Source organism: Winslowiella arboricola (genome assembly GCF_025527015.1).
Classification (GTDB): domain Bacteria; phylum Pseudomonadota; class Gammaproteobacteria; order Enterobacterales; family Enterobacteriaceae; genus Erwinia; species Erwinia arboricola.
On sequence record NZ_JAODIM010000032.1, the window covers coordinates 66,240 to 81,149 of the forward strand.

13 protein-coding genes are annotated in these 14,910 nt (G+C 53.1%); 1 reads left to right on the forward strand and 12 read right to left on the reverse strand.

Going from position 1 to position 14,910, the window contains the following annotated elements; translation table 11 throughout:
* The 12 genes from atpH to ravA all read right to left on the reverse strand — a co-directional run bounded on the left by atpH (position 1) and on the right by ravA (position 12,761).
* Positions 1-534, reverse strand: coding sequence for a F0F1 ATP synthase subunit delta (atpH, locus tag N5923_RS01820; RefSeq protein ID WP_267141762.1), 534 nt, complete (start codon positions 532-534; stop codon positions 1-3).
* Positions 535-548: 14 nt separating this feature from the next.
* Positions 549-1,019, reverse strand: a complete 471-nt coding sequence (gene atpF / locus N5923_RS01825) for a F0F1 ATP synthase subunit B (protein WP_017800287.1) — start codon at positions 1,017-1,019, stop codon at positions 549-551.
* Between the two features lie 108 nt (positions 1,020-1,127).
* Positions 1,128-1,367 (reverse strand): F0F1 ATP synthase subunit C, encoded by a 240-nt coding sequence (atpE, locus tag N5923_RS01830; protein ID WP_003849523.1) that lies wholly within the window; start codon positions 1,365-1,367, stop codon positions 1,128-1,130.
* A 50-nt stretch (positions 1,368-1,417) separates the two neighbouring features.
* A complete protein-coding gene (atpB, locus tag N5923_RS01835; RefSeq protein ID WP_017800286.1) occupies positions 1,418-2,236 on the reverse strand; it encodes a F0F1 ATP synthase subunit A in 819 nt (272 codons plus the stop codon).
* Between the two features lie 8 nt (positions 2,237-2,244).
* Positions 2,245-2,625 (reverse strand): F0F1 ATP synthase subunit I, encoded by a 381-nt coding sequence (gene atpI, locus N5923_RS01840; RefSeq protein ID WP_267141763.1) that lies wholly within the window; start codon positions 2,623-2,625, stop codon positions 2,245-2,247.
* A gap of 712 nt (positions 2,626-3,337) precedes the next feature.
* A complete protein-coding gene (gene rsmG, locus N5923_RS01845; protein ID WP_267141764.1) occupies positions 3,338-3,955 on the reverse strand; it encodes a 16S rRNA (guanine(527)-N(7))-methyltransferase RsmG in 618 nt (205 codons plus the stop codon).
* Positions 3,956-4,062: 107 nt separating this feature from the next.
* Positions 4,063-5,952: a tRNA uridine-5-carboxymethylaminomethyl(34) synthesis enzyme MnmG gene (gene mnmG, locus N5923_RS01850; protein ID WP_267141765.1), complete on the reverse strand. Its 1,890-nt coding sequence runs from the start codon at positions 5,950-5,952 to the stop codon at positions 4,063-4,065.
* 461 nt (positions 5,953-6,413) lie between these two features.
* Positions 6,414-6,854: an FMN-binding protein MioC gene (gene mioC / locus N5923_RS01855; RefSeq protein WP_267141766.1), complete on the reverse strand. Its 441-nt coding sequence runs from the start codon at positions 6,852-6,854 to the stop codon at positions 6,414-6,416.
* Between the two features lie 148 nt (positions 6,855-7,002).
* The gene (gene asnC, locus N5923_RS01860; RefSeq protein WP_267141767.1) at positions 7,003-7,464 is read right to left on the reverse strand and encodes a transcriptional regulator AsnC; all 462 of its coding nucleotides are present in this window, start codon (positions 7,462-7,464) and stop codon (positions 7,003-7,005) included.
* A gap of 127 nt (positions 7,465-7,591) precedes the next feature.
* Entirely contained in the window at positions 7,592-9,757 is a 2,166-nt protein-coding gene (gene ovoA / locus N5923_RS01865) for a 5-histidylcysteine sulfoxide synthase (protein WP_267141768.1), read from the reverse strand.
* A gap of 53 nt (positions 9,758-9,810) precedes the next feature.
* Positions 9,811-11,271, reverse strand: a complete 1,461-nt coding sequence (viaA, locus tag N5923_RS01870; RefSeq protein WP_267141769.1) for an ATPase RavA stimulator ViaA — start codon at positions 11,269-11,271, stop codon at positions 9,811-9,813.
* The gene (gene ravA / locus N5923_RS01875; protein ID WP_267141770.1) at positions 11,268-12,761 is read right to left on the reverse strand and encodes an ATPase RavA; all 1,494 of its coding nucleotides are present in this window, start codon (positions 12,759-12,761) and stop codon (positions 11,268-11,270) included. Before ravA ends, viaA begins: the two co-directional genes overlap by 4 nt.
* A 242-nt stretch (positions 12,762-13,003) precedes the next feature.
* Between ravA and kup the strand changes: the two genes are divergently transcribed.
* Positions 13,004-14,872, forward strand: a complete 1,869-nt coding sequence (gene kup, locus N5923_RS01880) for a low affinity potassium transporter Kup (protein ID WP_267141771.1) — start codon at positions 13,004-13,006, stop codon at positions 14,870-14,872.
* Positions 14,873-14,910: the final 38 nt, after the last annotated feature.

The window sequence follows — 14,910 nt, forward strand, 5'->3', positions numbered from 1 at the left end:
TTAAGACTGCAAGACGTCTGCCAGACGCTCAAGACGACCGCGTACGCTGCCGTCAATCACCATATCACCCGAGCGGACGATAACGCCTGCCACTACAGACTTATCAATTTTGCAATTCAGCTTAACTTTGCGAGACAGACGTTTTTCCATCGCGGCGCTGATTTTAGTCAGCTGTTCGTCACTCAGAGCATTGGCAGAGATAACTTCAACTTCGGCGGTCGCATCATATGCGGCACGCAGTTGTATATACTGAGCCAGTACATCCGGGAGCGCGGGTAAACGTTTGTTTTCTGCCATTACCTTAATCAGGTTCTGGCCAGCTTCGTCGAGTTGATCGCCACAGATTGCGTTGAAAGATGCAGAAGTAGCTTCCGGCGCCATGGCGCCGGAGAGAAGATCTGTCATCTGTTCATTGCTTGCCACTTCAGCGGCAAACGCCAGCATCTGCTGCCAGCGATCGACATTTTGATGCTCAACAGCAAAGTCAAAAGCTGCTTTGGCGTAGGGGCGAGCTACAGTTACAAATTCAGACATCAGCCCCTCCCTCCTTACAGTTCAGCGACCAGTTTATCTACGATGTCGCTATTAGCAGCTTCATCCACGGAACGTTCAATGATCTTCTCGGCGCCGGCAATTGCCAGCATCGCGACTTGCTTACGCAACTCTTCACGTGCACGTTTAGTCTCTGCGTCAATTTCCGCCTGAGCCTGGGTGACGATCTTGTTACGTTCCTGCTCAGCCTCAGCTTTCGCTTCGTCCAGGATTTGAGCACGGCGTTTGTTAGCCTGTTCAATAATTACCTGGGCTTCATCTTTCGCTTTTTTCAGCTGGTCGGTCGCATTAGCCTGCGCAAGATCCAGATCTTTTTTGGCACGTTCAGCGGAAGCAAGGCCTTCAGCAATTTCTTTCTGGCGCTTTTCGATGGCAGCCATAATCGGCGGCCATACGTACTTCATGCAGAACAGGACAAACAGGACGAACGCGATAGCCTGGCCGAGGATTGTTGCGTTAAGGTTCACAGCACAATGCCTCTTGTTAAGTTAACTTAATCTGCCGTTATCTAAAGACAGCGGCAGAGTCCGTTCATCGTGCAACCGATACGTTGGTGCCCGATGAACAATCTGTTATTACGCGACAGCAAACATCACGTACAGACCCAGACCAACAGCGATCATCGGGATTGCATCCACCAGACCCATGACAACAAAGAACTGCGTACGCAGCAGAGGAATCAGATCCGGTTGACGCGCAGCGCCTTCCAGGAATTTGCCTCCGAGGATGCCGATACCGATCGCAGCACCGATTGCCGCCAGGCCCATCATCACAGCGGCAGCCATGTACAGCAGATCCATATTCAGGTTTTCCATGACAGTCTCCAGTTTGTTTCAGTTATAACGCAGTAGTGTTGAGAAAAAAATCAATGTTCTTCAGATGCCATCGACAGATAGACAATCGTTAAGACCATGAAAATGAAAGCCTGTAGCGAAATGATCAGGATGTGGAAAATGGCCCAAGGGACACTCAGAATCCACTGTGACCACCACGGCAACAGGCCGGCAATCAGGATAAAAATCAATTCACCCGCATACATGTTGCCGAACAGTCGCAGACCCAGAGAAACAGGCTTGGACAGCAGGCTCACACCTTCAAGAATCAGGTTGATAGGGATGAAGATCGGGTGATTAAAGGGTTGCAGGGTCAGCTCTTTCGTAAAGCCGCCGATGCCTTTCATCTTGATGCTGTAGAACAGAATCAAAATAAATACGCCCAGTGCCATCGACAGCGTGACGTTAACGTCAGCTGAAGGGACAACACGCAGTGCCGGCAGACCGAACCAGTGCTCACCGATATACGGCAGCAGGTCGATAGGCAGCAAGTCCATGAAGTTCATCAGGAACACCCAGACGAAAATCGTCAGGGCCAGCGGGGCGATAAGTTTGCTTTTACCGTGGTACATGTCGCGAACGTTGCCGTCAACAAAGCCTACCACCAGTTCAATAGCCGTCTGGAATTTCCCTGGTACACCGCTGGTAGCCGTTTTCGCTACTTTACGGAACAGCACCAGGAACAGCAGACCCAGCACCACAGAGAAAAACATGGAATCGATATTTAATACCCAGAAAGACGCCGGCGCGTCGTGCGGGTTCACTAACTCGAAAGTACGCAGGTCCAGCTGAAGGTTATTCAGGTGGTGACCTATGTATTCTTGCGGAGTAGAGATTTCTCCTGCAGCCATGATGCCTCTTACCCTTTGTTGTTAATTACAGCCGGTGCCAGTATCTGCACAACCAGCACCGATAACCACGTCAGCCCGAGCGGCAAAAACACCGCATCGAAGACTCCCAGCGCCACGATCAGAAGAATAATCGTGGCAAACACCTTCAACACCTCGCCGATGGCGAAGCTCCAGGCAACACGGCCTTTCGCGGGTGTTTGCGCGCCAAGGCGCCAGGCTAAAATCATAAACAAACTATTTGGCAGCCACGCTGCCAGTCCACCGGCGATGGCAGATGCGCCCCAGGTGACACCTTTCAGGGTAAACAGCATTCCGATTACGACAAAAGTCACCAGCTGAAGAAGCAGCACGGTCCGGGCAAATTTCACACTGTAAAGAGACACTGACATGACGCTAAATTCTCCTGCCCCGTTCGGGGTATGTCGCGTGTCGTATAAAACTGCCTTTACTCATTTGAGTCAAGCAGCAAAAAACGAGCAAATTATACGGGGCACACCTACGATTTCAATGGATAAGTAGCGAAAAGGTGAACAATTATTTAAATTTCTTTCTGACAGCCTGTTTTTCAAAAGCGCAAAGAACAGTAAACCGAAGTAAATTTGCTGCAATAGCAACGAAACCTCGCTCATAAAGCGTGCTATGGATCACAAATCAGTAATACAATGGCGAAATATTATACGCTTTTTTTGCAGTTATTATAGAAAAAATAATAACTAAATCCATATACAACAGTCAGATACGTTACTTTAATTTAAAAACGCCCATTATCGTTGATAAAAACCTTATATTGACATCGTCAGCAAACTTTCAATTTCTATAATCCCCGGACTAACGCCACTCATTTATCGGGATATATTTTCCGGAGTGATTATCGTTTCACTTAAACAAACTGAGAGAAGTGATAATCTTGATAATGAAATGTGAATTTAACGTTAAATGTAACGGATGATGACGAATAATTTCCATCTGCTGATTTAACCTGAATGAAACAGATTGGGTCAGAAAAAATGCCGGTGGAAAATGCACGAATGGCTAATTTCCACGCAGCTTAACACCTAACTCAAATGGCTGCAGCAGGTTATATCCTGACTTATTCAGGGGTTAATCCGCCTGAATAATCACCAGATGACGTTCACCCTCAAGCTGAGGAACCACCAGACGCACGCTTTTACTGACGCTAAAACCCGCCGGTAAAGCCGCAATTTCGTCCTCTGGCAACACCCCTTTTAGCGCATAAAAGGCACCATTGTTCGCCGGTAAATGGTGACACCAGCTCAGCATATCGTTCAGCGAGGCGAAAGCACGGCTGATGACGCCATCGAACGGCGGATCTGACGGGAAATCTTCCACCCGGCTCTGTACCGGAGTGATATTTTCCAGCTTCAGCTCATGCTGTACCTGACGCAGAAAACGCACACGCTTGCCGAGGCTATCCAGCAGCGTGAAATGGGCATCAGGACGCACAATCGCCAGCGGGATGCCAGGTAATCCAGGTCCGGTGCCGACATCGATAAAACGGCTGCCCTGCAGGTGTGGCTCCACCACAATACTGTCGAGAATATGGCGCACCAGCATCTGCTCCGGGTCACGCACGGAAGTCAGATTATAGGCTTTATTCCACTTATGCAGCATTTCAACATAACCCACCAGCTGGTGCTTTTGCTGATCGGACAGGGAAATGTTAGCGGCGTTTAGCAGAGCGGAGAGTTTGTTGATCACAGCAAGTTCCGTCAATAGGTGTGGTGATGTCACGGGCGGCGATAACGCCGCCCCTACATGAATCAGCCGTAGGGGAGCCGTTATCGGCTCCCGTTGGTATTCTGGTGTCAGGCGCTTTTACGTAACAGACCTTGTTTCTTCAGCCAGATAAGCAGAATTGAGATAGCGGCTGGAGTAATCCCCGAGATACGCGAAGCCTGACCGATGGAGCCAGGTTTATGATCGTTCAGCTTGGCGATCACTTCGTTCGACAGGCCACTCACCTGCTGATAATCCAGCGTGGCGGGCAGCAGGGTATTTTCATTCCGCAGCTGGCGTTCAATCTCTTCCTGCTGACGGGCGATATACCCTTCGTACTTCACCTGGATCTCAACCTGCCCGGCAGCCTGCACATCGCTTAATGACGGGGCAAACAGATCCAGCGTCATCAGTTTTTCGTAGGTCATCTCCGGGCGACGCAGCAGATCTTCACCGCTGGCCTCTTTGGTCAGCGCAGCGCTGAGTACGCCATTGATTTTTTCAACGCTGGCGGACTTCGGATGCACCCAGATATCACGCAGACGCTGGCGCTCTTTCTCGATGCTCTCCAGCTTCTCGCTGTAACGCGCCCAGCGGGCATCATCCACCAGCCCCAGCTCGCGGCCGGTTTCGGTCAGACGCAGATCGGCATTATCTTCACGCAGCATCAGACGATATTCAGCGCGGGAAGTGAACATGCGGTACGGTTCTTTGGTACCGAGGGTGCAAAGATCGTCAACCAGCACGCCAAGGTAAGCCTGATCGCGACGTGGCGCCCAGCTCTCTTTGTCGGCAGAGAGACGACCGGCATTCAGACCGGCCAGCAAACCTTGGGCCGCGGCTTCTTCGTAGCCGGTGGTGCCGTTGATCTGGCCGGCAAAGAACAAGCCATTGATATATTTGCTTTCCAGCGTCGGTTTCAGATCGCGTGGATCAAAGAAATCATACTCGATCGCATAGCCCGGACGCACAATACGCGCATTTTCCATCCCCTGCATCGAGCGGACAATCTGCATCTGCACATCAAATGGCAGGCTGGTTGAAATACCGTTCGGGTAGATTTCATTGCTGGTTAAGCCTTCCGGCTCGAGGAAAATCTGGTGTGCGTTACGATCGGCAAAACGCATCACTTTGTCTTCGATCGACGGGCAGTAACGTGGGCCAATACCTTCGATCACGCCGGCGTACATCGGGCTGCGATCGAGGTTATTACGGATCACGTCATGGGTTTTTTCGTTGGTCGAGGTGATGTAGCAAGGCACCTGTTGCGGATGCTGTGACACACTGCCCATAAACGAGAATACCGGCATTGGCGTATCGCCATGCTGTGGCGCCAGCACGCTGAAATCGATGGTACGGGCATCGATACGCGGTGGCGTACCGGTTTTCAGACGACTGACGCGCAGTGGTAACTCACGCAACCGACGTGCCAGCGGAATGGATGGCGGATCGCCAGCACGGCCACCGCTGTAGTTATCCAGCCCGATATGAATTTTTCCGTCGAGGAAAGTGCCAACCGTCAGCACCACCGCTTTAGCGCGGAATTTCAGTCCCATCTGGGTTACAGCACCAACAACGCGATCGTTCTCGACAATCAGATCTTCAACCGCCTGCTGAAAGATCATCAGGTTCGGCTGGTTCTCCAGCGCCGTACGTACCGCCTGCCGATAGAGTACGCGGTCAGCCTGAGCACGCGTCGCTCGCACGGCAGGACCTTTGCTGGCGTTTAGTATCCTAAACTGGATACCTGCCTGGTCGATGGCATGGGCCATCAGCCCGCCAAGTGCATCCACTTCCTTCACCAGATGTCCCTTGCCGATACCCCCGACCGCCGGGTTACAGGACATCTGTCCCAGAGTATCAATGTTGTGGGTTAACAACAGGGTTTGTTGACCCATTCGGGCAGCAGCCATCGCGGCTTCTGTTCCCGCATGACCACCACCGATAACGATGACGTCAAAAGGATCTGGATAGAACATGGTACTGCACCTCGCGATTGGACGTTCAGGGAGATTTCCCTGGGGCGTGGATTCTACTCAACTTTAGACGATGGCGAAAGCGCCGGGATCGTCAGGTATTAAAAAGAAAGATCTTTTTTATTTAAGGATCTCTTTATTAGATCTCTTATTAGGATCGTCGATCTCTGTGGATAAGCCTCTTTTGATCAAGGTGATCAAGCGATTAGTGAGGATCGAATGCTGTGAATGATCGGTGATCCTGATCCGTATAAGCTGGGATCAAAATGGCTACTTATACACAGGGTCAAGGAATGAACAACCTTGTTCTTGGGATAACAACCGGTTGTTAGGGGGTCAGTACAGTAGTTATCCACAAACGATCGTAGTTAAATTGCACAAAACAAGTGAAAAAAACTGCAGATCTGACAAAAAAAAGCATCCGGATAAAGAAAAAGAGGCGCCGCAGATCCTCTTTCTGGCGATTAAATCAGCGCTTTCCAGCTTTCGACCCATTCCCCTGCCGGATCTTCCGGGATCTCATGTTGCAGCACGTCGATCTCAAGACGGTCACCAATACGTTTGCCACCACAGGCGGTTAACAGGGTATCCATCTTCTCTATTGCACCACAGAACAGATCGTATTCGCGGTTGCCAATGCCCACTGCACCATAACGTACTGCGGAAAGATCGGGTTGCTGCTCTTCAATCTCATCAAACAGCGGTTGCAGATTCTCTGGTAACTCGCCCGCACCATGGGTTGAGGTCACTAACAGCCAGATCCCCTGCAGGGGCAGTTCCTGCAACTCCGGGCCATGCAGAGTCTCGGTTGTGAAGCCGGCATCTTCAAGCTTTTCGGCCAGATGTTCAGCAACATACTCTGCGCTGCCTAAGGTGCTGCCACTAATTAAGGTAATGTCGGCCATGATGAGATCTCTGAGCTACAAAGGGGGGCATTGTACTCTGTGATTAAGATGGGATCTACCTGTGGAAAAGCAGGGGTATTCGGCATGCAGTTGTGCGGCGCCAGTTACGCCGCCGCGGAAGGATCCGGTGGATAAGGTTATCTACCGGTCAGGGCTTAATGGTGCGCATAATCGGGTTTTGCAGTGAGATCAGGGTTTCGGTGGACTGGATCTCATCGATGGTCTGAATCTTGTTGATCAACACCTGTTGCAGAGCATCGATCGATCGACACATCACCTTAATAAAGATGCTGTAATGGCCAGTGGTGTAATAAGCTTCAACCACTTCATCAAGGCTTTCCAGCCGCGCCAGCGCCGAAGGGTAATCTTTAGCGCTTTTCAAAATAATGCCGATAAAACAGCAGACGTCATAGCCGAGGTGTTTAGGATCAATCTCCACCCGCGTTCCTTTAATAATGCCCGCCTGCTTCATCTTCTCGACCCGTACATGAATCGTGCCCGGGCTGACGTTAAACACCTTAGCCAGCTCGGCATAGGCGGTACGTGCGTTATCCATCAACGCATTCAGAATGCCGCGGTCAAGATTATCGATTTGCAGATTGTCCGCCACTGTTTACTCCGGTGAGGGTTAAAGAATAGAGATAACTAAACCTAACCGATTATCGGCCATCAGTAACCGGTTATTGTCACAACTGACGGGAAAAGGCTCACAGCCCGGGCAGGCTGTGAGCAGGAGGTTAGCGTTTATGCCACAGGGTTAACTGTGCAACGGTGTGCTGATATTTACGCGCGGTTTCACGAATAACAAAAGGCACATCCTGCGGCGCGGCGATCTCTTCAAAATCGGCAGCCAGCAGGCGTTGCAGCGCCTGATAAGTGGTCAGCGCTTCACCGTTTTCACGGATACCGCCCAGCCAGTTCTCCTTCGGCGTAAACTCCTCCAGCCAGGTGTAAGGCGACGACAGCATTAATACCCCACCAGCGCTCAGCATAGTAGTGATGTCCTGCAGGAAACGCTTTGGCTGACGCAGACGGTCGATCAGATTGGATGCCAGCACCAGATCGTAGCGATCGGGCTGTGCTTTCAGGTTACAGGCATCGCCCTGCACAAACTGAATACGCGCCGCCTGCTGCGGACCGAGATCGAAATCTTTCAGCCGCACCTGGCGATACTCCACCAGTTCGCCCTCTTCCTGGGTGACATAGCGGAAATCTTCGCCGCTGGTCAGTTGCAGCGCCACGTCGATAAAGCGCGCCGAGTAGTCCATTCCCACCACCTGATCGAAATGGCGCGCCAGTTCGAAGCTGGCGCGACCGGTGGCGCAGCCGATATCCAGCGCGCGGCCACGTTTCTCGCTGACGCGACAGGCTATCTCCACCAGCGCTTTGGCGTAGTTGGCGACGCCAAAATATTCCGGCCCGTACTGGAAGTCGAGATACTGCGACACCATGCTGTCGGTTTCATACGGATTCAGCGTCATGGATTCCTGATGGCTGGAGACCACATAGCGGAAACCGGCATGCTGGAAGAAGTGGCGGCGGAACGCATAGCGGGAGGATTTTAGCGCTTCATTGCCGGTGGAAATCCAGCTGCCGCCTTTGATAATCGCATGCTTGCCATCAAAGGTCGGGGTAGAGAAGTCGTCATACAGCGGATGGACCTTAAAGCCTTCCAGGCCATTAATCGGCGTGGTCGTCCACTGCCAGACATTACCGACCAGATCAAAGAACTCACCCTGAGCAAAGCGATCCACCGGACAGGAGGAGGCCCACCAGGCGAGATTGATATTGCCCGGCGCCTGTTGCCAGTCTGGCTGGTCGCCTGCCAGCTGCTCGCGCAGTAAATACCACTCCGACTCGCTCGGTAACTGAATCGATTTGCCGGTGGCATCAGCTTTCCAGCGGCAGAAGGCGGCGGCTTCCAGCTGATTGACTTCTGCTGGCCAGTCCCATGGCATCGCCACCTCTTCGGCCAGCAGACGCAGTTTTAGCTGATCGGGTTGCGTAATATCGCCGACCCAAAAGGTTGGCTTATCGGCAGCGGAGAATTCCCGCCAGCCCCAGCCTTCGTCATCCCACCACTGCTGCTGCTGGTAGCCGCCCGCGCTGACAAACTCAAAAAATTCCGCATTGCTGACCAGCATCTGGCTGGCTTTAAACGCTTTGACGTCGCTGTGCAGCGTACCGTATTCGTTATCCCAGCCGTAGGTGTCATCAGTTTTACCCTGCGTCACACGACCTGCGGCGACGGACAGCAGCTTGTTAGCCGGAACCTGCTGGCGGTTATGGCGTGCCTGCTGACAGGCTGGCCAGTGCGGTTGCGGTTTGACCCATTCCAGTGGTAACTGACGCATCAGCACGCTTGAGGTTTCCAGATGGATGCGTTCATGCTCAATACCCATCAGGATCACCCATGCCGGGCTGTTCCAGTCAATTGGCAGACTGAGCGGCATGGTTTGAATAAATTCGCTGACGATGGTTTTCACTTTGCCGCGATAGTCACGCAGTTCCTCAACCGCAGGCCACTGATAGTGGCTGGTATCGAGATCATCCCAGCTCATTTCATCGACGCCGATGGCCATCATCGCTTCAATAGCGGGATCGACGCGCTGATGAAGATGCTGACCCGCCATCAGCTTATTAACATAAAAGGTGGCGGTATGACCAAAGTAAAAGATAAGCGGATGACGTAAGGAGATCGCCTTGGTAAACCAGGCGCGCTGATCGGCCAGGCAGTCGAACAGATCTTCGTACAACTCCCAGGTCTGGGTGAAGTAGCTGAGGAGCTGCTGGCGCTTCTGCTCAACGTTGTTGCCGCTTAAAAGCAGGGTGCGGGTTGGTGCAGGTAAACCTGCAATGCTGCTGTTATCTTGCTGCGTCACGTCGTGCTCCCGGGTGGCCAAAGGGTTCAGGGATAATTTATGACTATAGCAAATAAGCTTTGCAGAATGATGTCTTAACGTTTCCAGCGGCGCAGCAGCCGGCTTTTCAGTCCGGTATCAAAACGCCAGATATGATCGAAAATACGCAGAATGCCCGGTTTGCCATGAGCCGACATCGCCACCGCATGAAAACGCTGCTGTTGCTGCTGCTGGCGTTGCTTTACGGTTTTTATCAGCGCTTCAGGCAGGCGCTGGGCAATAAAATCAGAAACCACCACCGCATCTGCTTCCTGCCAGACCGGACCTTCCATCCGTCGCACCACCGCCTCCATACAGGCGGCCAGATCGGTGCCGCCGCGAAAACGCTGGCTTAAAAAGCGGATCGCCTCGGCAATACCGTCGTCGGCGGTCAGCTCATAGCCCACCACATCGTGAGCAAACAGCATAATGTAACAGCGGCGTTTATCCGCCAGCGCCACTTTCAGCAATGCCAGACAGAACGCTTTGGCGCAGCGTTCGTTAAAACCGCCCATTGAACCGGAAGTATCGACACAGACAATAAACGGCCCGCGCGGTGCATCCTCATGCTGCTGGTGGCTGACCGGACGCTGGCTGATTTTTTCGTGCCAGGCATCGCCCTGCAGGCGATAGGTCAGCAGACGCTTCTCCACCAGCCGCCGGTAAAACTCAATCTCCAGTTCGCTGATCCCCAGCGTCGCCAGCTCGGGCGGCAGCAGACGCAGGATATCGTCGCTCTGATGCAGGCCACTGACCTCTTCCGGCACATTATCGGGTTCACGCACCAGCTGGTGGAAAGCCTCCAATGGCGCGTCCTGCGACGGCACTGATTTCGCTTCGCGACTGCGGCCCAGCTGTTCCGCCAGTTTCAGCAACTCCGGCTGTTGAGCGAGAAAATCGCCGTACTGCACAATCAGTTTATAGTCGCCGTACTGTAATTTGCTGGCGCTCATATCCCATAAACGTCCGGCTGCTGCTTCATCATTATCGGTGAGGATTGGCGCCAGCTGGCCGCTAATCGCCAGCCGCTGTTGCAGTTCTGCCAGCAGTTTTTCGCGCTCCTGCTCCAGCAGTTGCTGATTAAGCGTCAGGGTTTGCAGCGTCAGGTTTAAGCGCCAGCGTTGCAGAAATAGCGTGTGCTGCGCCTGGCTAAGATTATCGACATCGGCATGAGCAATCAGCCCACTGGCCTGTTCGACAAACGGTGACTGTAACGCGGTAAGCTCGGTCAGTAGCGGCGTGAGCTGACGGGAAAAGGTGGTGGTACTGATGGTCTGGTATTGCTGAAACAGCGCAAACTCTTTCGCCAGTACTTCAGGGACCGGCGTAGTTTTCAGATTTTCGAGGATCTCCGCCTTCCAGCGTGGCAGATCGCGCAGCAGCGCTTTTTTCATGCCGGGAAACTTTTCGAAAAACAGCGCCAGCTGTGGCGACGCCAGCAGCACCAGAATCAGCTCTTCAATCAGTTCACCTTCACCGATCGAGAGCAGGGTGCTGAGCGTCTCCAGCGAAATCATTTACGCGCCTGTTTCAGCTGTTCCGCCACATCCTGCAGGCTGGTTTCGATGCGCGCCAGCCAGTCGTCACTGATAAACAGGCAGCGCTGATGCTGGCTGAACAGCGTGCGCTGGCCGCGCAGCTGGCTCTCCAGCTCATCCAGCGCCTGCACAATCTCTTCCGGCATCGCGATCTGCTGCTTGCCTGGCAACATCAGGCGGGAAACCTGCAAACTGGCGTCACGCACTGTCAGACAGTCATTGCCATCCACCTGCATATCCAGCGTCTGGGCAAAGCCGATGCCGTTCAGCTTGCCGCGCATTTCACCCGGTTTTTGCAGCCAGTGCGTTAGCGCTTCACGCGTCACCACCATATGCGTCACCTGCATATCATGCAGGGTCAGCGGCTTTTGCAGCATTAAGGTTAGTTGCTCATCAATGAGGGCGGCAGGCAGATCGTAATGCGGCTTGCGGCTAAACATACCACCATGTTTTTCCAGCTTAATCGCCTGTTCCAGGCTTTGCTGCTGTTGCAGCGCCAGACGACGCGCGCCGATCTGTTGCAGCTTGATCAATAGCGGTTGCTGCTGCCACGCCTGCTGAGTAATCAGAGTGTCGATTTCACGATCCAGCAGCTTCATTGATTCCACGTCATGCCACAGACAATCTTTCAGCAGAATCAGGTCGATAGGGGCAATCGAGTTACGCCCACTGTAGAAAGCGCAGGCCTGCAACAGGTGAATGGCCTTTTTCCAGCGACGATCGGAGATATAAGGCGCATCCGGCAGGGTTTCCAGCTGCTGGCGCAGCTGATAGATCAGTTCAAACACATTATCCGGCAGCGCCACCTGCGCGATACCTTTCTGCCATTCGCGATACTCTTCGTCACTGATACAGAGGTTTTCCGCCACCGGATTAATGCTTTCATCCTGCTGATGGGTCAGCATGCTGCGGAAGTTCTGTTTCTCATGCACATTATCCAGCCACAGACGGATCAGCATGCGGTCATACAGTGCTTCCAGCCCGCTGTCGGCTTCCGGCAATTCATTGGAGGCAGTCACCAGCAGGCGCATCGGAATCGCATCTTCACGGTCGCCATTGCGGAAGCGGCGCTCATTAATTGCGGTCAGCAGGGTGTTCAGAATCGCCGGCCCGGCTTTCCAGATCTCATCGAGGAACACAATCTCGGCATCAGGCAGATAGCCTTTGGTCAGGCGCTGATAGCGGCCTTCATCTTTTAACGCCTGAATCGACAGCGGGCCAAATACCTCTTCTGGAGTGGAGAAACGGGTCATCAGATATTCAAACGCGCGGGCATGTTGGAAGGCGTACTTCAGACGGCGGGCAATCAGGCTTTTGGCAATACCCGGCGGCCCGAGCAGAAACACGCTTTCACCGCTAAGTGCGGCCAGCAGGCAGAGACGTATGGCGTGGTGACGCTCATATAATCCTTTCTCTAACGCATTGCTGAGGCGTGAAATTCTTTCTGCCAGTAAATGAGGTTGAGCCATAATCAGTAAATCATCCTTTTCTGCCGCTTATCAGGCGAGCGCTAACACTACTGGCTATCATGCTTGAAAGACTTGATACCAGTCAGCTTTTTTATCGCGAAAGGGTGAAGATGCACGCCATTTGCAAATCTGAACCGCGACCAGGGGTAGGCTTTTATGGTATTTCGTGCATACTGTGCGGTTTTTGCGAGTTCGGGCCGCGCGCTCCCGCGCGTCACTCCGCTTCAACAAAAGATAAAATTATGAGTTCTGACAAGAAGCAGTCCCTTGGCGCCGTAACACTGGCAGCGATAGGTGTGGTTTATGGCGATATCGGTACCAGTCCGCTGTATACATTGCGTGAATGTTTATCTGGCCAGTTTGGTTTTGGTGTAGAACGTGACGCAGTTTTTGGCTTTTTGTCACTGATTTTCTGGTTGCTGGTGCTGGTGGTCTCGCTGAAATACCTTAGCTATGTGATGCGTGCTGACAACGCCGGTGAAGGCGGGATTTTGACTCTGATGTCGCTGGCGGGCCGTAATACTGGTGCCCGCACCACCGCATTCCTGGTGATTATTGGCCTGATTGGCGGCAGCTTCTTTTATGGCGAGGTGGTGATTACCCCGGCGATATCGGTGATGTCGGCGATAGAGGGACTGGAAATCGCTGCGCCTGCTCTCGATCCTTATATTGTTCCGATGTCGATTGCCGTGCTGACGCTGCTGTTTGTCATCCAGAAGCACGGCACCGGGATGGTCGGCAAGCTGTTTGCGCCGGTGATGCTGGTGTGGTTTATCGTGCTGGCGGTGCTCGGCGCGCGCGGTATTCTCGCCAATCCCGAAGTGTTGCAGGCGCTGAATCCGGCGTGGGCGATTCATTTCTTTATTGAATATAAACAGGTTTCCTTCTTTGCCCTTGGCGCGGTAGTGCTGGCGATCACCGGGGTGGAAGCGCTGTATGCCGATATGGGCCACTTTGGTAAGTTCCCGATTCGTCTGGCGTGGTTTACCGTGGTGGTGCCTTCGCTGGCGCTGAACTACTTTGGGCAGGGCGCGCTGCTGCTGAAGCATCCGGAAGCGATTAAAAACCCATTCTTCCTGCTGGCGCCCGAATGGGCGCTGATTCCGATGCTGATCCTCGCCACGCTGGCGACGGTGATTGCCTCGCAGGCGGTGATTTCCGGCGTCTTTTCCCTGACGCGCCAGGCCGTGCGTTTAGGTTACCTGCCGCCGATGCGCATTATCTACACCTCGGAAAATGAATCCGGCCAAATCTATATTCCGGTGATTAACTGGCTGCTCTACTTTGCGGTGGTGATTGTTATCGTCAGCTTTGAACACTCCAGTAATCTGGCGGCGGCTTACGGTATTGCGGTGACCGGCACCATGGTGCTGACCTCGATTCTCAGCTGTACGGTGGCGGTGAAAAACTGGGGCTGGAATCGCTATCTGGTCTGGCTAATTTTGCTGGCGATGCTGTGCATTGATGTGCCGCTGTTTAGCGCCAACCTGGTGAAAATTTTCTCCGGCGGCTGGTTGCCGCTCTGCCTGGCACTGGTGATGTTTGTGGTGATGACCACCTGGAAAAGCGAGCGTTTCCGCCTGCTGCGCCGTATGCATGAACACGGCAACTCGCTGGAAGCGATGATCGCCTCACTGGAGAAATCGCCACCGGTGCGGGTGCCTGGTACCGCTGTTTATATGTCACGCGCACTGAATGTGATTCCGTTTGCTATGTTGCATAACCTGAAACATAACAAGGTGTTGCACGAGCGGGTGGTGTTGCTGACGCTGCGTACCGAAGATGCGCCTTACGTGCATAATGTTCGGCGTGTGACCATTGAGCAGCTGTCTCCCACTTTCTGGCGCGTGGTAGCCAGTTATGGCTGGCGTGAAACGCCAAACGTTGAAGAAATTTTCCATCGTTGTGGGCTGGAAGGGTTATGCTGCCGCATGATGGAGACTTCGTTCTTTATGTCGCATGAGTCGCTGATCATCGGCAAGCGTCCATGGTATTTGCGTCTGCGCGGCAAGCTGTTTATGGCGCTGCAACGTAATGCGCTGCGCGCGCCGGATCAGTTTGAAATCCCACCGAACCGGGTGATTGAACTGGGGACGCAGGTCGAGATTTAACGTCTTTGTCGCGTGCCTGTTTTTGTAGGGGCGGCGTT